The organism is Bradyrhizobium sp. TM102 (assembly GCF_009176685.1).
Taxonomy (GTDB): Bacteria; Pseudomonadota; Alphaproteobacteria; order Rhizobiales; family Xanthobacteraceae; genus Bradyrhizobium; species Bradyrhizobium ottawaense.
The window spans coordinates 6,213,403-6,233,895 of record NZ_AP021855.1; the positions used below are offsets into that span (position 1 = coordinate 6,213,403).

20 protein-coding genes are annotated in these 20,493 nt (G+C 66.0%); 12 read left to right on the plus strand and 8 right to left on the minus strand.

Features of this window, described 5'->3' with window-relative positions; all coding sequences use genetic code 11:
• Nucleotides 1-82 precede the first annotated feature (82 nt).
• Nucleotides 83-1,012, plus strand: a complete 930-nt coding sequence (locus tag GDN70_RS29510; protein ID WP_038972097.1) for a glycine reductase — start codon at nt 83-85, stop codon at nt 1,010-1,012.
• Between the two features lie 35 nt (nt 1,013-1,047).
• On the plus strand, nt 1,048-2,241 hold the full coding sequence (locus GDN70_RS29515; RefSeq protein ID WP_038972098.1) for a CaiB/BaiF CoA-transferase family protein: 1,194 nt from the start codon (nt 1,048-1,050) through the stop codon (nt 2,239-2,241).
• A gap of 201 nt (nt 2,242-2,442) precedes the next feature.
• On the opposite strand, the gene GDN70_RS29520 is transcribed toward GDN70_RS29515, so the two are convergent.
• Nucleotides 2,443-3,204 carry an SOS response-associated peptidase gene (locus GDN70_RS29520; protein WP_038972099.1) on the minus strand — a complete coding sequence of 254 codons (762 nt, stop codon included), beginning with the start codon at nt 3,202-3,204 and terminating at the stop codon, nt 2,443-2,445.
• A 63-nt stretch (nt 3,205-3,267) separates the two neighbouring features.
• Here GDN70_RS29520 and GDN70_RS29525 point away from each other — a divergent pair, with 63 nt between their 5' ends.
• From GDN70_RS29525 to GDN70_RS29540, 4 genes are all read left to right on the plus strand, one after another.
• Nucleotides 3,268-3,768 (plus strand): hypothetical protein, encoded by a 501-nt coding sequence (locus tag GDN70_RS29525; RefSeq protein ID WP_018323385.1) that lies wholly within the window; start codon nt 3,268-3,270, stop codon nt 3,766-3,768.
• A 3-nt stretch (nt 3,769-3,771) separates the two neighbouring features.
• Complete coding sequence (locus tag GDN70_RS29530; protein ID WP_095426947.1) at nt 3,772-4,206, plus strand: NUDIX hydrolase; 435 nt, start codon at nt 3,772-3,774, stop codon at nt 4,204-4,206.
• Nucleotides 4,207-4,308: 102 nt separating this feature from the next.
• Nucleotides 4,309-4,686 (plus strand): TIGR02301 family protein, encoded by a 378-nt coding sequence (locus GDN70_RS29535; RefSeq protein WP_038972104.1) that lies wholly within the window; start codon nt 4,309-4,311, stop codon nt 4,684-4,686.
• 255 nt (nt 4,687-4,941) lie between these two features.
• Nucleotides 4,942-5,208, plus strand: a complete 267-nt coding sequence (locus tag GDN70_RS29540; protein ID WP_018323382.1) for a hypothetical protein — start codon at nt 4,942-4,944, stop codon at nt 5,206-5,208.
• A gap of 194 nt (nt 5,209-5,402) precedes the next feature.
• On the opposite strand, the gene GDN70_RS29545 is transcribed toward GDN70_RS29540, so the two are convergent.
• From GDN70_RS29545 to GDN70_RS29565, 5 genes are all read right to left on the minus strand, one after another.
• The gene (locus tag GDN70_RS29545; RefSeq protein WP_028141630.1) at nt 5,403-5,723 is read right to left on the minus strand and encodes a cupredoxin domain-containing protein; all 321 of its coding nucleotides are present in this window, start codon (nt 5,721-5,723) and stop codon (nt 5,403-5,405) included.
• An 8-nt stretch (nt 5,724-5,731) separates the two neighbouring features.
• Entirely contained in the window at nt 5,732-6,265 is a 534-nt protein-coding gene (locus GDN70_RS29550; protein WP_028141631.1) for a DUF4142 domain-containing protein, read from the minus strand.
• 88 nt (nt 6,266-6,353) lie between these two features.
• The gene (locus GDN70_RS29555) at nt 6,354-7,046 is read right to left on the minus strand and encodes an RNA polymerase sigma factor (RefSeq protein WP_038951206.1); all 693 of its coding nucleotides are present in this window, start codon (nt 7,044-7,046) and stop codon (nt 6,354-6,356) included.
• Nucleotides 7,047-7,121: 75 nt separating this feature from the next.
• Complete coding sequence (locus GDN70_RS29560) at nt 7,122-7,991, minus strand: sulfurtransferase (RefSeq protein ID WP_028141633.1); 870 nt, start codon at nt 7,989-7,991, stop codon at nt 7,122-7,124.
• Nucleotides 7,992-8,162: 171 nt separating this feature from the next.
• Nucleotides 8,163-9,497, minus strand: coding sequence for a dihydroorotase (locus tag GDN70_RS29565; RefSeq protein ID WP_038972105.1), 1,335 nt, complete (start codon nt 9,495-9,497; stop codon nt 8,163-8,165).
• A gap of 101 nt (nt 9,498-9,598) precedes the next feature.
• Between GDN70_RS29565 and GDN70_RS29570 the strand changes: the two genes are divergently transcribed.
• The 6 genes from GDN70_RS29570 to GDN70_RS29600 all read left to right on the plus strand — a co-directional run bounded on the left by GDN70_RS29570 (nt 9,599) and on the right by GDN70_RS29600 (nt 16,355).
• Nucleotides 9,599-10,474 carry a folate-binding protein YgfZ gene (locus GDN70_RS29570; RefSeq protein ID WP_028141635.1) on the plus strand — a complete coding sequence of 292 codons (876 nt, stop codon included), beginning with the start codon at nt 9,599-9,601 and terminating at the stop codon, nt 10,472-10,474.
• Nucleotides 10,471-11,097 (plus strand): DNA-3-methyladenine glycosylase I, encoded by a 627-nt coding sequence (locus tag GDN70_RS29575; protein ID WP_028141636.1) that lies wholly within the window; start codon nt 10,471-10,473, stop codon nt 11,095-11,097. Before GDN70_RS29570 ends, GDN70_RS29575 begins: the two co-directional genes overlap by 4 nt.
• Entirely contained in the window at nt 11,094-11,708 is a 615-nt protein-coding gene (locus GDN70_RS29580) for a YfbR-like 5'-deoxynucleotidase (protein ID WP_152103363.1), read from the plus strand. Before GDN70_RS29575 ends, GDN70_RS29580 begins: the two co-directional genes overlap by 4 nt.
• A gap of 240 nt (nt 11,709-11,948) precedes the next feature.
• A complete protein-coding gene (locus tag GDN70_RS29585; protein ID WP_028141638.1) occupies nt 11,949-12,455 on the plus strand; it encodes a tyrosine phosphatase family protein in 507 nt (168 codons plus the stop codon).
• Nucleotides 12,456-12,633: 178 nt separating this feature from the next.
• Nucleotides 12,634-13,602 carry an NAD regulator gene (locus tag GDN70_RS29595; RefSeq protein WP_028141639.1) on the plus strand — a complete coding sequence of 323 codons (969 nt, stop codon included), beginning with the start codon at nt 12,634-12,636 and terminating at the stop codon, nt 13,600-13,602.
• A gap of 50 nt (nt 13,603-13,652) precedes the next feature.
• Nucleotides 13,653-16,355, plus strand: a complete 2,703-nt coding sequence (locus tag GDN70_RS29600; RefSeq protein WP_152103364.1) for a DUF2339 domain-containing protein — start codon at nt 13,653-13,655, stop codon at nt 16,353-16,355.
• 64 nt (nt 16,356-16,419) lie between these two features.
• Here GDN70_RS29600 and GDN70_RS29605 read toward each other — a convergent pair whose 3' ends face one another.
• Together GDN70_RS29605 and GDN70_RS29610 are read right to left on the minus strand one after the other, a co-directional pair.
• Nucleotides 16,420-18,108, minus strand: coding sequence for a methyl-accepting chemotaxis protein (locus tag GDN70_RS29605; RefSeq protein ID WP_028141641.1), 1,689 nt, complete (start codon nt 18,106-18,108; stop codon nt 16,420-16,422).
• Between the two features lie 255 nt (nt 18,109-18,363).
• Nucleotides 18,364-20,334, minus strand: coding sequence for a methyl-accepting chemotaxis protein (locus GDN70_RS29610; protein ID WP_028141642.1), 1,971 nt, complete (start codon nt 20,332-20,334; stop codon nt 18,364-18,366).
• Nucleotides 20,335-20,493 lie beyond the last annotated feature (159 nt).

Sequence of the window (20,493 nt, forward strand, 5' to 3'; positions counted from 1 at the left end):
GGCCTGCGCCCCCCTTGCCCCCCGTTGAGCAACCACAAAACTATCTCTAGTCTGTCGCCAACCAAGAACCAGGAGACGCGCCATGTCCGCGCCGCGCGACGACGAATTCGGCTTTGCGCCCGACTATGATTCCCCCGTCCCCTACATGCAGCGCACCCGCGATTATTACGCGGCGATCGGCTACACCACCGCGTATCGCTGGGCGCATTACACCGAGGCGCCGTTTCAGCCGCTGAAGAAGCCGCTGGCAAAGTCGCGCGTGACCATCATCACGACCGCTGCGCCGTATGATCCCAGCAAGGGCGATCAGGGGCCGGGCGCGGCGTATAATGGCGGCGCCAAGTTCTACCAGGTCTATGACGGCGACACATCGAAAGAGCACGATCTGCGCATCTCGCATATCGGCTACGACCGCAAGCACACCTCGGCCACCGACAACGGCACCTGGTTTCCGTTGCCGCAGCTCTTGAAGGCCTCCGCCGCCGGCCGCATCGGCGAGGTCGCCCGGCGCTTCTTCGGCGCCCCGACCAACCGCAGCCATCGCGTCACGCTTGACACGGATGCACCGGACATCCTGGCGCGCTGCCTTGCGGACAAGGTTGACGTCGCGGTGCTGGTGCCGAACTGCCCGGTCTGCCACCAGACCACCGCGCTGGTGGCGCGGCATCTGGAGCGGAACGGCATCCCGACCGTGATCATGGGCTGCGCCAAGGACATCATCGAGCACGCCGCCGTTCCGCGCTTCCTGTTCTCCGACTTCCCGCTCGGCAATTCCGCCGGCAAGCCGCACGACGTCGCCTCGCAGGCGCAGACGCTCGAGCTGGCGCTCAAGCTGCTGGAGAGCGCGAGCGGTCCGCAGACCACGATGCAGTCGCCGCTGCGCTGGAGCGAGGACGCCTCCTGGAAGCTCGACTACAACAACGTCGCCCAGCTTTCGCCGGAAGAGCTGGCGCGCCGCCGCGCCGAATTCGACAAGCAGAAGGAGATCGCGCGCGGCAACCGCGCCGCCTGACGTCCTCCAATGACAACAAATCAAGGGAGAGCGACGTGACGCGACCGTTCGAGGGCGTGAAGATTTTGGACTTCACCCAAGTGCTGGCCGGCCCCTATGCGAGCTACCAGCTCGCGCTGCTGGGAGCCGATGTCGTCAAGGTCGAGCGGCGCGAGGGCGAGGACATGCGCCGCACGCCGCTGTCACGCGAATGGGCCGAGCGCGGGCTCGCCCCCGCATTCCAGGCCGTCAACGGCAACAAGCGCAGCCTGACGCTCGATCTGCAGAAGCCGGAGGCGATCGCGATCGTGAAGAAGCTCGCAGCGACCGTCGACGTCGTCATGGAGAATTTCCGCCCCGGCGTGATGGACAAGCTCGGCATCGGCTATGAAGCGCTGTCCGCGATCAATCCAAAACTGATCTATTGCGCGGTGTCGGGTTTTGGCCAGACCGGCCCGGATCGCCTGCGGCCCGGCTATGACGGCAAGATGCAGGCGCTGTCGGGCATCATGGCGATCACCGGCCATCCCGAGACGGGGCCGACGCGCGCGGGCTTTGCGGTGTGCGACGTGCTGTCGGGCGCCACCGCCGCGTTCGGCGTGTCGAGCGCGCTGTATCAGCGCGACCGCACCGGCAAGGGCCAGTTCGTCGATGTCTCCATGCTGGAGGCGACGATGGCGTTTCTATCGGGACAGATCGCGGACTGGTCGGTCGCCGGCCATCGCCAACAGCTCTCGGGCAATCAGGCGGTGAGCCGCAGGACCACGGCGAATTTGTTCAAGTGCGGCGACGGCCACATCCTGCTCGCCGTCAACAACGAGAAGCAGTACCGCGCGCTGATGGCTGCGCTTGGCCGCGAGGACACGCTGTCAGATCCGCGCTTTGCCGACTGGTTTTCCCGCAACGAGAACGAACCCGCGCTGCGCGCCATCATCGAAGCTGCGCTGGCGGCAAAACCGACGCGCGAATGGGAAACGATCCTGGAGGACGCCGGCGCGCCTTGCGCCAGCATCTGGAAGGTCGAGGAGGTGATCGACCATCCGCAAATCAAGGCGCGCGGCGCGATTCAGCAGCTGGATACGCCCTACGGACAGCTGCGCTTTGCCGGCAGCGGCTTCAAGCTCGCCTATGGCGGCGGCAGGCTGGACCGGATGGCACCGGAGCTCGGCGCCGATACCGATGCGGTGCTGGGCGAGCTGGGGTTTGATGCGGCGGAGATCGCGGCGTTGAAGGCACGGGAGATTGTGTGACGCTCCAACAAAAAACTCGGCCGTCGTCCCGGACAAGCGTCAGCGCAGATCCGGGACCCATAGCCACAGGATTGGGTTTGGCGAAGACTCGTGGTTATCAGCCCGCGCCACAACTTCTCCCTGGGGTTATGGGTCCCGGATCTGCGCGCGCTTTGGGCGCGCTTGTCCGGGACGACGGCGGAGTGAATGGCGCCAGCTTGGCTAGAACAACGACCCCTGCCCGTCATCAGATGACGCCGCCGCTTTCCGCGCCGCCTTCTTCGGTTTCGCCGCCTCTGCTTCCGCCGCCATCTCCTCCGCGCTGATCGGCAGCAGCAGCTGATCGTCGTCATTGGCGACGCGGTTGACGCGGGTGGAGACCGGGTGCCAGGCGAATTCGCCGATGTGCGGCGCCGTCATCAGCGGCAGGATCGCATCGACCTCGTCGCCCCTGATGTCGAGCCAGCGCTCGAAATCGCGCGGGCTGATGGTGACGGGCACGCGGTCATGCAGGGCGGCGAGATCCTCGCCCGCCGCGGCCGTGACGATCGCGACCGTGTCCAGCTCCTCACCGTTCGGCCCGGCCCAGGTCTCGAACAATGCGGCAAAGCCGAGCGGCGCACCGTCGGCGCGGTGGATGAAGAAGGGCTGCTTGCGGCCGTCCGCCACCTTCCATTCGTAATAGCCATCGGCCGGGATCAGGCCGCGCCGCCGGCGAATCGCGCGTTTGAAGGCGGGCTTCTCCAGCACCGTCTCGGAGCGCGCATTGATCAAGAGCGTAAAGCCCTTGGGGTCCTTGACCCAGCCCGGCAACAGGCCCCAGCGCATCAGGCGAAAATGCCGCGCGCCGTTCTCGGCCAGAACGACCGGAATCGGTTGTGTCGGGGCCACATTGTACCGGGGCGGGAAATTCGGCTGCTCGATGTAGCCAAACAGTTGCCGCAAAGCCGCGGGGGCCGAAGTTATGACGAAGCGTCCACACATCCCAAGGTGTCTATATAGGGTCCGTTCAGGTCCTTTTAACCCCGAACGTTAACACTGCGGCAGATGAGCTCAACGGCCTCCCAACCCGCGCGGACGCATGCACAGACGGGCCCCGAGGCCGCCGACTGGGCCGAGCGGCTGCGCGTGGCCAATATCAACCCGCGGACCGGGCTTGCCACCGACTATCTCAACCATTTCAATGAAGCCGTGATGCTGCTGGAAATGGTTCCGGACATGCCGGAATGCGCGGAAGATTTCTTGACCTGGTCGCCGCTGTCCTATGCCGAGCATTTCACGGCATCGAACTTCAAGGCGCGGGACCTGGCCATCGAGGCCTATGAGAAGGCCAACCCCAACGTGCGCGCCCAGTTCGACCACATCACCGATACCATGACCTCGATCCTGACGGCGGTCGGCTCGGCCATGCGCGAGGTCGAGAAGGACACGACCCGCGTCCGCCTCGCCGAGCAGGCCACGCTCTGGGTCAAGCCGCTGATCGCCGCCTGCGGCGGCATCATCAATGGCGGGGCGGAAGCCGACGTCGACACCATCATGGCGAACTGAGCTGTGGTTGCCGTCGTCCAGCCCACCCATCCCCAGCTCGCCGTCAGCGCCGCCATTTTCCGCGACGGCAAGGTGCTGCTGACCCGCCGCGCCCGGTCGCCCGCCAAGGGCTTCTATTCGCTACCGGGCGGCCGGGTCGAATTCGGCGAGTCGCTGCACCAGGCCCTGAGCCGCGAGGTCGACGAGGAGACCGGGCTCGACATCGCGATCGTCGGCCTCGCCGGCTGGCGCGAGGTGCTGCCGGCGGCGGCCGGCGCCGGCCATTATCTGATCATGTCGTTTGCCGCCCGCTGGGTAGCCCGGGAGACGGTCCTGAACGACGAGCTCGACGACTACCGCTGGATCGCCCCCGACGCTCTGGCGGACCCCGGAGACCTCAAGCTGACCGGAGGACTGGAGGAGGTCATCCAGTCCGCCGCGCGGCTGATTGGAGCCTAGCTGGCGCCGTGAGCTCCACCTCTCCCGCGAGCGGGAGAGGGAGCGCACCGCCCGTGTGGCTCACCTTGCTTCCCCGGCCCCGACGGGGCATACACCCCGCCGATGTCGACGCGATTTCTGGTCATTTTTGCCCTGATTCTCGCCTGCGCCTCCGGGCCCACGAGGGCCCAGGACGTGGCGGCGCCGTTCGACGCCGATTTGCAGCGGCTGGCCGAGATCCTCGGCGGGCTGCACTATCTGCGCGGCATCTGCGGGTCCAACGAGGGCAACAAATGGCGCAACGAGATGCAGGCGCTGATCGATGCCGAAACCCCCTCCGGGGAGCGCCGCACCCGCATGATCGCCGGCTTCAACCGCGGCTATAACGGCTTTCAGCAGACCTATCGGAGCTGCACGCCCGCCGCCACCGTCGCGATCCGCCGATACATCGAGGAAGGCTCGAAGATCTCGCGGGATCTCACGGCGCGCTACGCGAACTAGGTTCTCTCCACTGTCATTCCGGGGCTCGCGTAGCGAGAGCCCGGAATCCATTTCGCGGCAGTGTCTGCGGCACGATGGATTCCGGGTTCGCGCTACGCGCGCCCCGGAATGACAGCGTGGCTGGAACCCTGTCATCGACTTTGTACACAGCCGTTAACCGTTCTTAAAGATGTGGCCTAGCGGTCGTTAATGCGCGTGCTACACCTCTCGCACAGCGCATCGCCGTGGATCGCGCCCCAGCCCCGATCGAGTTTCATGAGCCAGCCGATTTCCTACGCCCCCGACCGCGCGCCGCTGCCCGATCACGAGCAGAAGCAGGCCGCACTGAGTTATCTCAACGAGGCCTGGGCCGAAGCGCGCCATGAGGGCGTCGACGGCGACTGCCTTGCACAGGCGAGCCTGTTTGCGGCCTTCGCCGAACTCGTCGGCACCTACGGCGAGGACGCGGTCGCCAAGTTCGTCGAGGGTTTTCCCGGCCGCATCCGCAACGGCGAGTTCTCGGTCACGCTCGCAAGGCAGTAATCCCTCGTCACGAAAATGACCCCGCCACGCGGGCGGGGCCAGTCAACGGATGAATGACTTTGCGAACGGATTTGGCGAAAGCCTTCGCGAAGTCTGCCGCGTTTATCGCACGGAAGCCGCTTGCCGCGGACAAGCATTAGTCTCGCGGCGGCCGGGAGATGTTCCCGCGGCGATCAGGAACCTGCTCCCTCCCCTCACGGCTCGACCTTGAGCGTCGCTTTCATGTTGGGATGATAGCGGCAGTAATAGTCGATCACTCCCGCCTTCTTCAGAACCGATGTCGCCGACTTCTTCGGCGGCAATGTCACGTCGAAATCGCCATTCTTCGCCGTGGCGGTGTGGGCGAAGACGTCCTTGTTGATCCAATTGATGGTGTCGCCGACCTTGGCCGACACATCGGCCGGAGATATCTCGAGGTTCTCCATCGTGATCTCGATGGTCGCGGCGCGCGCCGGGGCGACCATCGCCGCAAGGACAAGTGCTATGGCGATCGAAGCCAGTCGCTCCGGCATCATTGCCTCCCCTATTTCAGCTCTGCCGCAACGTGCTCGGCGTGTTGCTGATGGCCCTGGAAGATCTTCAGGCCGGTCTGCAGCAGGCTCTTCAGCTCCGCATTGTTCGCCGACGGAATCAGCTGGGTCTCCAGCGCGCCGTTGACCGCCTTGTGGTAGGCGACCTCGTTGGCGACATAGGCCTTGTCGAAGGCGGCGCCACTGAGCTTGTCGAGCTCGGCCAGCTTGTCGCTCGCCTGCTTCGACAGCGACTTGCTGGTGTCGTTGTCTTCAGGCGTGACGTTCAGCTTCTTGACCAGCGCGAGCGCCTGCTTGTTGACCGCCTCGTGGTCGCGCAGCATGTCCTCGGCAAACGCCTTGACGTCCTTGTTCTGTGCCTTCTTCTGCGCCTGCTTGGCGGCGTTGATGTCGATCACGCCGGCGGTGTAGGCGATGTGGGCGATCTGGGGATCGGTGGGCTTGTCGGCTGCGCCGGCGCTTTGCAGCAGCGCGGGGCCAGACAACAGAATTGCCGCGGCGATCGCCGCGCTCCGTCGGGTGAACATGGCTCGATACTCCTGTGGTGCCGGACGCTGGCCGGCGCGTTGCTTCACAGGGATTGGATGCGAGTTTCGAGCAAACGTTCCCGAAAAATTACGCCCCGACGCCAAGGCGCCCCAGCACGGCCTCGGTCAGGCGCTCGCAGCGCTGTCCGGCGAACGGAAACGCGTCCATCACGACGGGGCCGATCTTCTTCTCGACGTTCTCGCGCAGCAGGGTGCGCGCACGATGCAGCCGCGTCTTGACGGTCTCCGGCTTGATGCCGAGCAGCCCGGCCGTCTCCTCCATGCTCATGGCCTCCATCACCCGCGCGATGAAGACCATGCGGTAGACGTCGGGCAATTCATCGACCGCGTGTTCGACGACGCGCTGGATCTCGCGTTGGGCCATGGATTTTTCCGGATCGGTTGCGGCGGACGAAAGGGGAAACTGGATGATCTGTGCTTCCAGCGTTGCCTCCGGCACCGATCCCAGCTCGACCTGCGGCTTCCGACTGCGCAAGCGTCCGAGCGCGTCGTTGATCGCAATGCGCGACAACCAGGTCGACAGCGCGGCTTCACCCAGAAAACCGTCGAGATGTGTGAAGGCGCGGACGTAGGTTTCCTGCACCACGTCCTCGGCCTCGCTGTCGCTGCGCAGGATGCCGCGGGCGAGGCGATAGAGCCTGCGGTTGTTGGCCTGCATGATCTCGCGGAGCGCGGCCTCGTCACGGCGCCGCGCGCGCTCGATCAGCTCGGATTCCGACGTCCTGAGGCCGGCGGACAGGCCGGCTGCGGTCCCTGGCATGGCGGGCACCTTATCTCCATTGGTTCCGGACATTGGATGCCGGCCGGGGGAAAAGGTTCCAGACTTTTCCCAAACCTAGTCCGTTTCGATCGGCAGCGCCGGATCCCTCGCCCATTCGCCCATCGAGGCGTCGTAGAGCGTCAGTCTGTCGTAGCCGAGCTGCGTCAGCAGGAACAGGTCGATCGTCGCCGAGATGCCGCCGCCGCAATAGCAGATTACATTCTTGTCGCGCGTGACACCCTGGGCCGTGAATTTCGCTTCGGCGTCCGCCAGGCTGGTCAGCGTCTTGTCGGCGTTGACGAGCGTTGCGGCTGATACGTTGACGCTGCCGGGAACGCGGCCGGGCCGGCCGTAGCGGCTCGGCTCGAGGCCGCGATGAAACTGCGGCCCGAGCGCGTTGACGATGACCGTCGAGGGATCGCCGATCCGCGCCTTCACAGTCGTCTTGTCGACGAAGAAGCCCGCGCGCGGCGCGGCCTTGAAGATGGTGGCCGGATATCCCCTCGGCGCGCCTGTCTCAATCGGCCGCCCCTCTTCCTTCCATTTGTCGAGACCGCCGTCGAGCACATGGGCATCGACGCCGAGCGAGCGCAGCATCCACCAGAACCGCGTCGCCCACATCATCGTGCCGATGCTGTAGAGCACGATGGTCTTGCTCGCATCGAGGCCGTGGCGGCCGAAGGCGGCCTCCAGCTGGGCGACATCGGGCATCATGAAGAACTGCTGCGCTGAAGCGTCTGAGAACTCGCCCTGCAGGTCGAGGAAATCGGCGCCCGGAATGTGGCCGGCCGCGAACGTCTTGTCGCCGGGGACTGCGCGGTACGGCACGTCGCTGCCGGGCGGAACAGGCTCGTTGTAGGTCGTGCAGTCGTAGAGGCGCAGGTTGGGATCGCCGAGCATGGCGGCGAGCTGCTCGGTCGATATGAGAGCGGCTGGCTGGGACATTGGACCTCTCCCAATTTGAGCTAGTGCGTCGTGGCACACTGTCATTTCCCGCGAAGGCGGGCAATCCAGTGTTCCAGAGGCAGCAGCCGTATCAGCCAACTATCGCCGCGGAGTACTTGATGCCCCGGTCAAGCCGGGGCATGACAGCAGAGGGAGAGGCTTGACCTACTCCTACTGCTTCAGCGTCTCCAGAAACCGCACCGGCTCGCCCTGCGAGGCCGTCACCAGCTCGCCCTGCCACATCACGCGGCGGCCGCGGATGAAGGTGCCGACGGGCCAGCCGGTGACTCGGACGCCGTCATAAGGCGTCCAGCCGGCTTTCGACGCCACCCATTTGTTGGTGATGGTCTCGCTGCGCTTCAAGTCGACGATGGTGAAATCGGCATCGTAGCCCGCGGCGATGCGGCCCTTGCAGGCCATGTTGTAGAGGCGCGCGGGGCCGGCGCTGGTGAGATCGACGAAGCGTGCCAGAGAAAGCCGGCCCGCATTGACGTGATCGAGCATCAGGGGCACCAGCGTCTGCACGCCGGTCATGCCGGAGGGCGAAGCCGGGTAGGTCTTCTGCTTCTCCTCCAGCGTATGCGGGGCGTGGTCGGAGCCGAGCACGTCGATGATACCCTGCTCGATGCCGCGCCAGATGCCGGCGCGGTGATCGGCGCCGCGCACCGGCGGGTTCATCTGAGCCAGCGTGCCGAGCCGCTCGTAGCACTCGGGCGCAACCAGCGTAAGATGGTGCGGCGTCGCCTCGCAGGAGGCGACGTCCTTGTGGTCGCGCAAAAACTCGATCTCTTCCTTGGTCGAGATGTGCAGCACGTGGATGCGCTTGCCGGTCTCGTGGGCGAGCTTGACGAGGCGTTGCGTCGCCATCAGCGCCGCGGTCTCGTCGCGCCACACCGGATGCGAGCGCGGATCGCCCTCGATGCGCAGCGACTTGCGGTCGTTGAGTCGGTATTCGTCCTCGGCATGGAAGGCCGCGCGGCGGCGAATCACCTGGAAAATGCGACGCAGGCTCTCATCGTCCTCCACCAGCAGCGCACCGGTCGAGGAGCCGATGAACACCTTGACGCCGGCACAGCCCGGCGCGCGCTCCAGTACCGGAAGGTCCTGCACGTTCTCGCGGGTGCCACCGATGAAGAAGGCGAAATCGCAATGCATGCGGTGATGGGCGCGCTTTACCTTGTCGGTGAAGGTGGCTTCAGTCACGGTGAGCGGCGAGGTGTTCGGCATCTCGAACACGGCGGTGACGCCGCCCATCACGGCGCTGCGCGAACCGGTCTCGAGGTCTTCCTTCTGCTCCAGCCCGGGCTCGCGGAAATGCACCTGCGTGTCCATCACGCCGGGCAGGATGTGCAGGCCCTTGCAGTCGATGACCTCCGCGGCCGAGGCCTGCGACAACGGCCCCAGCTCGGCGATGCGGCCGCCGGTGATGCCGATATCGCGAACATTCTCGCCGTCCTGGTTGACGACGGTGCCGCCTTTGAGGATCACATCGAAACGCTGGGTCATGGCTGAAGGCCCTTGTCATCCCCAAGCGCAGGGCTCGAGGTCTTGTCGTTTATGCCTCGCGGGCTTACGTTCCGGAGCAACATGTCGCAAGAGATTTTCGCATGAAATCAGCGTTTCTTCCCGACCGGGGCGTGGTCAAGGTCGCGGGCGAGGACGCGCGCAACTTCCTCAACGGCCTGGTCACGACCGACCTCGACAGGCTGAAACCGGGGCTGGGGCGATTCGGCGCGTTGCTGACGCCGCAGGGCAAGATCATCGTGGATTTCCTGATCACGGAAGTCCCCGCGGGTCACGGCGGCGGGTTCCTGATCGACTGCCCCAAAGCGCTGGCCGAGAGCTTCGCCACCAAGCTGAAATTCTACAAGCTGCGCGCCAAGGTCACGGTGGAAAACCTCGATCTCGGCGTGCTCGCCGCCTGGGACGGCCAGCCTGCGGCGCAGCCCGATCTTGCCTTCGCCGATCCACGCAACGAAACGCTCGGCTATCGCATCCTGATCCCCGAAGATCTCAAGCAGAAGCTCTCCGACCTCATCGGGGCCGAGCTGGTCGATGCGGCCGACTACGAGGCGCACCGCATCGCGCTCGGCGTGCCGCGCGGTGGGCTCGATTTCATGTACAGCGATGCATTCCCGCACGAGACCAACATGGACCGCCTTGCCGGCGTCGATTTCGACAAGGGTTGCTATGTCGGCCAGGAGGTCGTCTCGCGCATGCAGCATCGCGGCACCGCGCGCACCCGCAGCGTGAAGGTACTGCTCGATGGCCCCTCGCCCGAAGCCGGCGCGACCATTCTCGCCGGCGACAAGCCGGTCGGCACCATCGGCTCGACATCCGGCGGCAAGGGCATTGCCCTGGTGCGCATCGACCGTGTCGCCGACGCGCTCGATGCCGGCCAACCCCTCACCGCAGGCGGCCTCGCCTTGAAGCTGGCAGAACCTGACGTCGTCCGTATTCCTGCGAAGCAGCCCACCGCATGAGCCGAGCCCCTCGCCTGCATCCCGACGGAAAGACCCGCTGCCCCTGGCCGGGCGATGACCCGTTCTACGTTGCCTATCACGACACCGAATGGGGCGTGCCGGAATATGACGACCGCGCGCTGTACGAAAAGCTGATCCTCGACGGTTTCCAGGCCGGCCTGTCCTGGATCACGATCCTGCGCAAGCGCGACAATTTCCGCAAAGCCTTCGACGATTTCCAGCCGGAAAAGATCGCGCGCTACAATGCCAAGAAGGTCCACGCGCTGATGAACGATGCCGGCATCGTGCGCAACCGCGCCAAGATCGACGGCACGATCGCGAGCGCGAAGTCTTATCTCGATATCATGGAGAAAGGCCCGGGCTTCTCGCAGCTGCTGTGGGACTTCATGGGCGGAAAGCCGCTCGTCAATCATTTCAAGACCACCGCGAGCGTGCCGGCCTCGACGCCATTGTCGGTGCAAATCTCGAAGGAGCTGTCCTCGCGCGGCTTCAAGTTCGTCGGCCCGACTATCGTCTATGCCTTCATGCAGGCGACCGGCATGGTCAACGACCACCTCGTCGACTGCCACTGTCACGCCAGCTGCAGCAAGACGCAGCGCAAGCCGCGCCTCAAGGTCAAATGACGGCCAAGAAGACTGCACGCGACGTGGCGTCCCGCGCCTGGCAGCGCATGCTGTCGGGCCGGCGGCTCGATCTGCTCGATCCCTCCCCGCTCGACGTCGAGATCGCCGACATCGCGCACGGGCTGGCGCGCGTCGCGCGCTGGAACGGGCAGACCGTTGGCACGCACATCTTCTCGGTCGCGCAGCACACGCTGCTGGTGGAGACCGTGATGCGGCACGAGATGCCGCGGGTCGACCAGCGCATGCGGCTTGCAGCCCTGCTGCATGATGCGCCCGAATATGTCATCGGCGACATGATCTCGCCGTTCAAGGCGGTGCTCGACGGCCATTACAAGGCGGTGGAGAAACGCCTGCTCGGCGCCATCCACATCCGCTTCGGCCTGCCGCCGGTGCTGCCTGAGGAGGTCACGCAGGCGATCAAGGCCGCCGATCGCGGGGCAGCCTATCTGGAAGCGACCGAGCTTGCCGGCTTCAGCGAGAGCGAGGCGCGGCGCCTGTTCGGCAAGGATCCCGGCCTCTCCGACAGCGTCCGGCGCGACTACCTTACGCCCTGGACCGCGGCGCGAGCCGAGAAGCAGTTTCTGGAGCGATTTGGCGCGGTGTTTGCGTAGGCATTGTCGTGAATCGGTGGCGCCCGTAACTCCGGTGTCGTCCCTGCGAAAGCAGGGACCCATAACCACGGGGTGCGGTTGCGGCGCAAAACTGGCAACCACGAGTCTTCGTCAAACCGCTCCTGGGGGTCATGGGTCCCGGATCAGCGCTCCGCTTCGCTGCGCTTGTCCGGGACGACGGTGAGGCTTCGCTTTGCCCACCCTACGGCACCGGCTATAATCGCGGCAAAAAGGTCCGCCATGATCCACGTCTGTTCCCTCGCCGCGCTTCCCGAAACCGTCCGCCTCACCAGGGCCAGCCACGTGCTGACCGTGATGGCCAATGTCGAGCAGGTGGCGCGGCCGGTGTCCGTGCTGCCCGCCAACCATCTCAAGGTGTCGATGGACGACATCACCGAGGAGATGGATGGTTTTACCGCACCGTCCGAGACGCACATCGATCAGGTGCTGAACTTCGTGCGCGGCTGGGACCGTAGCGCGCCGCTGGTGGTGCATTGCTATGCCGGCATCAGCCGCTCCACCGCGAGCGCGTTCGCGGCGGTCTGCGCGCTCAATCCGAACCGCGACGAGCTCGAGATCGCCAGGAAGATCCGCGCGGCCTCGCCGATCGCCTCGCCGAACCGGCGCATCGTCGGCCTTGCCGACCGCGCCCTGGGACGCAACGGCCGCATGCTGCGCGCGCTCGACGAGATCGGCCCGGGCGCGATGATGGTCGAAGGCCGTCCCTTCGTGATCGAGCTCGAATGAGGCGAGAGTCGGATAGCAGCCGCAACGCCGCGCTCACTTTGATGCGCAGGCGCATCCACGTCGTCATGGCCGGGCTTGTCCCTGCTATCCACGAACTTTCTCGCGACACGAAGAACGTGGATGCCCGGGACAAGCCCGGGCATGACGAGTTTGTGGCAACTTCCTCGATCATCATCGCATGAGCGACACGCTCCTCACGCCGATCGAGATCGGCCTGACCGCGGCGATCGTCGCGATCGAGGGGCATGAGCCCCTCATCCTCACCGCGCGCGGCAGTGACGGGCTTGCCGGTCTGCCGTTCGGCCCGTTCGACGCGCTCGCGCATCGCACCTTCGACATCGGCCTGCGCGCCTGGGTCGAGGAACAGGCGGGCTTGCGGCTCGGCTATGTCGAGCAGCTCTACACATTCGGCGATCGCGGCCGCCATGCCGAGGCCAGCGACACCGGCGCGCATATGGTGTCGATCGGCTATCTCGCCTTGACGCGCGCGGTGGACGGCGAGCTTGCAGCCAATGCGGCGAGCTTCGCGCCATGGTATCGCTTCTTTCCCTGGGAAGACCGGCGCGAGGAGCCGCCCGCAATCATCGCCCGCGACATCATTCCGGCGCTGACCGAATGGGCGGCGGAGGAGACCCCGGACACGACGCGCGCACTCCCGCGCAAGGATCGCGTGCGGTTCTATTTCGGCCTCGACGGGGCGGCCTGGGACGAGGAGCGCGTGCTCGACCGCTACGAGCTGTTGTATGAGGCCGGGCTGGTCGAGGAGGCGCGGCGCGACGGCCGCCCTGCGGCATTAGCGCGCAAGACGCTTCCCCCGCTCGGGACCTCGATGCAGTTCGATCACCGCCGGATTCTCGCCACGGCGATCGCGCGGCTGCGTGCAAAACTGAAGTATCGTCCTGTCGTCTTTGAACTTTTGCCGCCCGAATTCACACTTACCGAACTGCAGCATACGGTCGAGGCAATCTCCGGCCGGCACCTGCACAAGCAGAATTTCCGCCGCCTGGTCGAAATGGAAGCCCTGGTCGAACCGACCGGGGTGATGTCGACACAGACGGGCGGACGGCCGGCGGCACTCTATCGCTTCCGGCGCGACGTGCTCCAGGAGCGGCCCGCGCCGGGCTTGCGCGTGCGCTCCCGGCGCTAACCCGACATACTACGTGACCGGCCCCTGCCCGCCGGTCGCCTGGAGGCTTTATGTTCGACGGCCCGTTTGACGTCTTTGCGTGGATCATTGCGATCGCCGCCTTCCTGATCGCGATCAAGGCCTCCAGCCAGGCGGCCGAGCTGCGCCGGCGACTGAATTCGCTCGAGGAGATGTTCTACGCGCAGCGGCAGGTGCAGCCGCCGCCGCTCATGCCGGTGCAGGAGCCAGCGCCTGCGCCCGCGACGACGGCCGCCGAGCCGCCGCCGCTTGCACCCGAAGCCGAAGCGGCACCGCCTCCACTCGTCACCGAAGAGCTTTCACCGCCGCCGCTCGAAGCGGGCCCTGCGGCTGCCGCACCACCTCCCATGCCGGCCGCTGCGCCCGGCTTCGAGGAGCAGCTCGGCACCCGCTGGGTGGTGTGGATCGGCGGCCTTGCGCTCGCGCTCGGCGGCTTCTTCATGGTGCGCTATTCGATCGAGGCCGGCCTGCTCGGCCCCGGCGTGCGCGTGTTCCTGGGTGGCCTGTTCGCAGCTGCGCTGCTCGGGGCCGGCGAGTGGTCGCGGCGCAAGGAGAGCATTTCCAACATCCAGGCGCTGCCGATCGCCAACATCCCGGCGATTCTCACCGCCGCGGGTACGGCGGTGGCGTTCGCGACCATCTATGCCGCCTATGCGCTCTACGGCTTCCTCGTGCCCGCGACCGCCTTCGTGCTGCTCGGCATCGTGGCCATGTGCACGCTCGCCGCGGCGCTGCTGCATGGGCCGGCGCTGGCCGGCCTCGGCGTGGTCGGCGCCTTCGTGACGCCGCTCCTCGTCTCCAGCGGCAAGCCGGACTACTGGGCGCTCTACATCTATCTCGCCATCGTCACCGCCGCGAGCTTCGGCCTCGCGCGCATCCGGCTGTGGCGCTGGCTCGCGGTCACGACGATCGCCTTTGCCGTGCTCTGGGTCTTCCCGGGTCTGGATAGCGAAGAGTTGCAAGTCGCGCCGCACGCCTTCCACGTCATCGCAGGCTTCGTGCTCGCCGCGCTGCTCGTCGTCTGCGGCTTCATGTTCGGCCCCAGCATCGAGGACGGCGAGATCGAGCCGGTCTCGTCGAGCTCGCTCGGCGCCTACCTGTTCGGCGCCATGCTGATCGTGCTGTCGAGCGCACATGCGGATCTGGCCCTGATCGCGTTCACGCTTCTCGTTGGCGCGACGCTTCTCGTCGCCTGGCATGCGCCGGCGGCCACCGGCGCGCTCGGCGCGGCGGCAGCGACCGTCTTCATCGTGTTCGCCGAATGGGCGGTGCGCGCCAATCCCGACATGCTGGTGCTGCCGGGCGGCGCGATGTCCGGTATCGGGCCGACCGCGATCGACAGCTCCGTGACGCTGCATCTGATGATGGCCGCGATCTTCGCCATCGGCTTCGGCGTTGCCGGCTTCCTCGCGCAGGGCCGCTCGAACTCGGCAATCATTCCCGTGGTGTGGTCGGCCGCAGCCGTCGCCACGCCGATCGCGATCCTCATCGCGCTATACGCCCGCATCGCCCATCTCGACCGCTCGATCCCGTTCGCGATCCTCGCGGTACTGCTCGCAGCCGCCTTTGGTGCTGCGACCGAAGCGCTCACGCGCCGCGAAACCCGGCCGGGCGTCGCCGTCTCAACGGCCCTGTTCGCGACCGGCACCCTTGGCGCGCTGGCGCTGGCGCTGACCTTCGCGCTGGAGAAGGGCTGGCTGACGATCGCGCTGGCGCTGATGTCGCTCGGCACCGCCTGGATCTCGATGCAGCGGCCGATCCCGTTCCTGCGCTGGCTCGCCGCCATCTTCGCCGGCATCGTCACCGCGCGCATCGGCTATGATCCGCGCATCGTCGGCGACGCCGTCGGGACCACGCCGATTTTCAACTGGCTGCTCTGGGGCTATGGCCTGCCGGCGGCCTCGTTCTGGGCCGCGAGCATCTTCCTGCGCCGCCGCGCCGACGATGCGCCGCTGCGCATGGTCGAGACCGCGGCGATCCTCTTCACCGCCCTGCTCGCCTTCATGGAGATCCGGCACTTTGCGACCAACGGCCGGATGACCTCGCCGCCGTCGCTGCTCGAATTCGCGCTGCAAGTCTGCGTCACGCTCGCGATGGCGATCGGGCTGGAGCGCTTGCGGCTGCGCAGCCGCAGCATCGTGCACAATGTCGGCGCGGTCGTGCTGACGGCGATCGGCGGGCTCATCAGCGTGTTCGGCCTCCTGATCCTGGAGAACCCGCTGATCTGGCGCATCGACGTCGGCGGTGCCGTGTTCAACCTGCTGCTGCTCGGCTATGCGCTGCCGGCGGTGCTGATGCTGCTGCTGTCCTATGCGGTGGTCGGCGAGCGTGGCAAGGTCTACGCCAACACCATCGCCGGTGGCGCGCTCGTGTTCGCGCTCGCCTATGTCACGCTGGAGATCCGCCGCTTCTATCACGGCCCGATCCTCTCCACCGGCGGGACGACGGGCGCCGAGCAATACACTTATTCGATCGGCTGGCTCGCCTTCGGCGTGCTGTTGCTGGGCGTCGGCATTCTCGTCAACTCGGAGCGTGCACGGCTGGCCTCGGCTGCCGTCATCGCACTGACGATCCTGAAGGCCTTCGTCATCGACATGTCGACACTGACAGGCGTCTACCGCGCGCTGTCGTTCATGTGCCTCGGCGTCGTGCTGGTCGCGATCGGCTGGCTCTACCAGCGCATCCTGTTCCGGCGGCAGGTCGCACCGCCGCCGGCTCCGCAGGCGAGCAGCTGAACTAACTTGAGCATGATCCTTTCGGAAAACCGCTTCACACTTTTCCGGATCATGCTCCTGAAGATCAGGCCGCGCGGACCGATTCCAGGAACTGCGCGACCTCGACCTTCAAGCGGGTGCTGTCGGTCGCCAGCGATTTCGCCGCCGAGAGCACTTCGCCCGAGGCCGAGCCGGTGTCGATCGCGCCGCGCTGCACGTCGGTGATGTTGGACGAGACTTCCTGCGTGCCGAGCGCGGCCTGCTGGACGTTGCGCGAAATCTCTTGCGTCGCGGCGCCCTGCTCCTCGACGGCGGCGGCGATGGCCGAGGACACCTCGGACAACCGCTCGATGGTGCCGCCGATCTCCTGGATGGCGCTGACGGATTCCTGTGTGGCCGACTGGATGCCGGAAACCTGCGCGCCGATCTCGCCGGTGGCCTTCGCGGTCTGCTCGGCCAACGCCTTGACCTCGGAGGCGACGACGGCAAAGCCGCGACCGGCTTCGCCTGCGCGCGCCGCTTCGATGGTCGCGTTGAGCGCCAGGAGGTTGGTCTGGCCGGCGATGGTGTTGATGAGCTCGACGACGTCGCCGATGCGGGAGGCCGCCTGCGACAGCGCGTTGACGCGATCGTTGGTCCGCGCCGCCTGCTCGACGGCTTCCGCGGCCATCCGTGCCGAATCCTGCACGCGGCGGCTGATCTCGGTGATCGAGGACGACAGCTCTTCCGAGGCGGACGCCACCGCCTGGACGTTGGTGGAGGCTTCCTCGGACGCTGCCGCAACGACGGTTGCGAGTTCCTGGCCGCGCTGCGCCGTGCCGCTCAACGTGGCCGCGGAGGCCTCGAGCTCGGTCGAGGCCGACGACACGGTCTCGACGACCTCGCCGATCATGGCCTCGAAATTGCGCGTGATGGCATCGACGCGGCGGCCGCGTTCGATTTTGGCCTCGGCGTCGCGAGCAGCCGCCTCATCGGCGGCCTTCTTGGCGATCAGCGCCTCCTTGAAGATCTGAAGCGCATCCGCCATCGAGCCGATCTCGGTCTTCTCGCCGCGATGCGGCACTTCGGCCGAGAGGTCTCCTTCGCCGAGCGACTGCATCGGACGAATGATCGAGGCGATGCCGCGAGAGACGTCGCGCACGAGATAATAGGCGGCGCCGATCGCGATCACGACCGAGAGCACGATGATGCCGACCAGGACGCGGAAGATCGTGGCGTAACTGTCGGCCGCCTGCTTGGTCTCCAGCTCGGCACCCTGGTTATTGAGCTCGATGCCCTTCTGAAGCAGGGGATCGGCGGCCTGAGCCATCTTGGCGACCTTGGTCTGCAACATCTCGTTGGCGTCGGTCGGGAAGCGGCCGACGCTCTTACGCGACAGCGCCATGGTCTCCTGCACGCCGTTCAGATATTCGCCCCACGCCTTGCTCCATTGCTCATAGAGCGCGCGCTCTTCGGCGGCCGTGATCAGCGGCTCGTAGACCTTGCGCGTCTTCTCGATGCGCTCACGCAACGAGCCGAGGCGCTTCTCGGCGGCTTCCTTGCCTTCGGCGGTGTCCTGCATCAGGTGCAGACGCAGCGCGACGCGCAGCTCGTTGATGTCGGCGCGCATTGAGCCGAGCGCACGCACGCTCGGCAGCCAGCTCTCCGCGATCTCGACGGTATGAGCATTGATGTTCTGCATGGTGCCGATCGCCGTCACGCCGACGCCGGCGAGTGACAGCACGAGGACCGATAACACGGCCAGAAGCTTGAAGACGATCGACAACTTCGACATCACACAAATCCCGATGATATCCTGGCAGCACGCACGTCACCCGCGCCGCAGGCGTCACGGCGGACGACCGGGCGGAGGTCAGTTCAACAATGCTGGCTGGTTCTTATCCCGTAAGATTGCGCCCCATAATTGCAAGCAGGCGTTAACAGGAGCCTACGTAAAACTACGGGTCGGCCTCTTCGGACGCTATTTTCTCCGCAGCCGTGCTGCGACGCGAACACGACGCGCCGCCACATTCACCGGGCGGCGGCCGCCTCAGGCCGCCCGCACCGATTCCAGGAAACGCGCGACCTCGCTCTTGAGCCGGTTGCTCTCCTGCGACAGCGACTGCGCGGCCGAGTGCACCTGCGCCGAGGCAGCCCCGGTCTCGCCGGAGCCGCGCTGGACGTCGGCGATGTTCGACGAAACCGCGGAAGTTCCTTGCGCGGCGTGCTGGATGTTGCGGGAGATCTCCTGCGTGGCGGCCCCCTGTTCCTCCACTGCAGCAGCGATGGTCGACGAGATCTCCGACATCCGCGCGATGGTGTCGCCGATCTCCTTGATCGCGCCGACGGATTCGTCTGTCGCGGACTGGATCGCGCCGATGTGCTGACCGATTTCGCCGGTGGCTTTCGCGGTCTGCTCCGCAAGCGCCTTCACTTCGGTCGCGACCACCGCAAAGCCCTTGCCGGCTTCGCCCGCCCGCGCCGCTTCGATCGTCGCGTTGAGTGCCAGGAGGTTGGTCTGCGCGGCGATGGTGTTGATCAGCTCGACGACGTCGCCGATGCGGGAAGCGGCCTTGGTCAGCTCGGCGACGCGCGCATTGGTGCGCTGGGCCTGCCCGACGGCGACGTCGGCGACACGCGCCGATTCCTGCACCTGGCGGCTGATCTCGGACACTGAGGAGGTCAGCTCTTCACTTGCAGACGACACCGACTGCACGTTGGCGGACGCCTCCTCCGAAGCCGCTGCCACGGCGGTGGCGAGGCTGTTGCCGCGCTCGGCGGCGTGGGTCAGCGTATTCGACGACGCTTCGAGCTCGGTGGCCGCCGACGATACCGTCTCGATGATCTCGCCGACCGCGCCTTCGAACGTATCGGCGAGCCGTTGCATGTCGAATTTGCGCTGCTCGCGCCGACGCGCGTCCGCTTCGGCCTGCTCGGCGCGCAGCCGGTCGGCCTCGGCCATGTTGCTCCTGAACACCTCGACGGCACCAGCCATCTCACCGATCTCGTCCTTGCGGCCAACGCCGGGGATTGCGACTGACATGTCGCCCTTCGCCAAACCGGTCATCGCGCGAACCATGGCGATCAGCGCTGTCGAGATCGAGCGGCCGGTGAAGAAGGACACGCTCCCCACCAGCAGGATGGAGCATCCGAGTGCGACCCACATCCAGAGCTTGATCGAGGCCCGCATTGACTCTTCGGCGGCCCGCGCAGCGTCGTATTGCTGACTGACGGTCTTTTCGATCTCGTCGAGGACGGGCTCGATGGTGCGGAACTCCTTGGACATTGCCGAGCCGTGCGCGGTCAGATCCTGCGCGCCGGCTGCCCACGCCACGAAGTCGTCCTGGTATTTGGAGAGCTTCTTGCCGATATCGGCCTTGACGGCCGGCGGGATCGCCGAAGCCTCGACTTGCCCGGAGAATTCCGTCGCCGTCTTCTTCAGGGCGTCGAGATATTTCGGGTCGCGGCGCAACATGAAGTCTTTCTCGTGACGACGCATCGTCAGCATGCCGCTGGTGAGCCTGGGATCGTCGACCTCCTTGAGCTTGGTCTCGATGCCGTGCACCGCCGTGCGCAACGAGCCTGACAGCCCGAGGGTTTCGTTCAATCCAAGCCTGACCTCGGCCTGCTCGACGGCCGCGAATTCGCTCACGTATCTCTCGAATCCGGTGCGGACCAGTGACGCCTTTTCTCCGACCGCCGCGTACCCTGCCGCACGCGCCGCGCTGCCGAGGCGATCAAGATTTCGGGTAATGTCGGAAGCAAGTTCGGCGTGACGCTTCGCATAGGATTGATCGCGGCGGAGCTGGAAATCCTTCTCGGCCCGGCGCGCTTCGAGCAATTGCTGCGAGATCCGCTGGTTCAGATCGGACAGCCGGCGCGCGTCTTCAGCAGCGTCGCGGGACGTGTCCTGAGAGAGGCTGCCAATCTGGTAGATCGTGCCGAAGGCGACGAGCCCAATGAGGCCGAACAGTCCGATCGCCATGACCTTGTGAGTGAGGCGAATGGAAATGCCGCTCATGAAAGTGCTCCAACGATTGAGACGCAATACGCGAAAGGCGACTCAGCGCCCCAAATATTGCGGGCATCATGACTGCGCCGCTTTTCCGGAAGGTTAACCCTGCGCGCATCGGTCGCGGCGTCGAGATACGCGCGCGAGCAACCGCCACGCATTCACGCG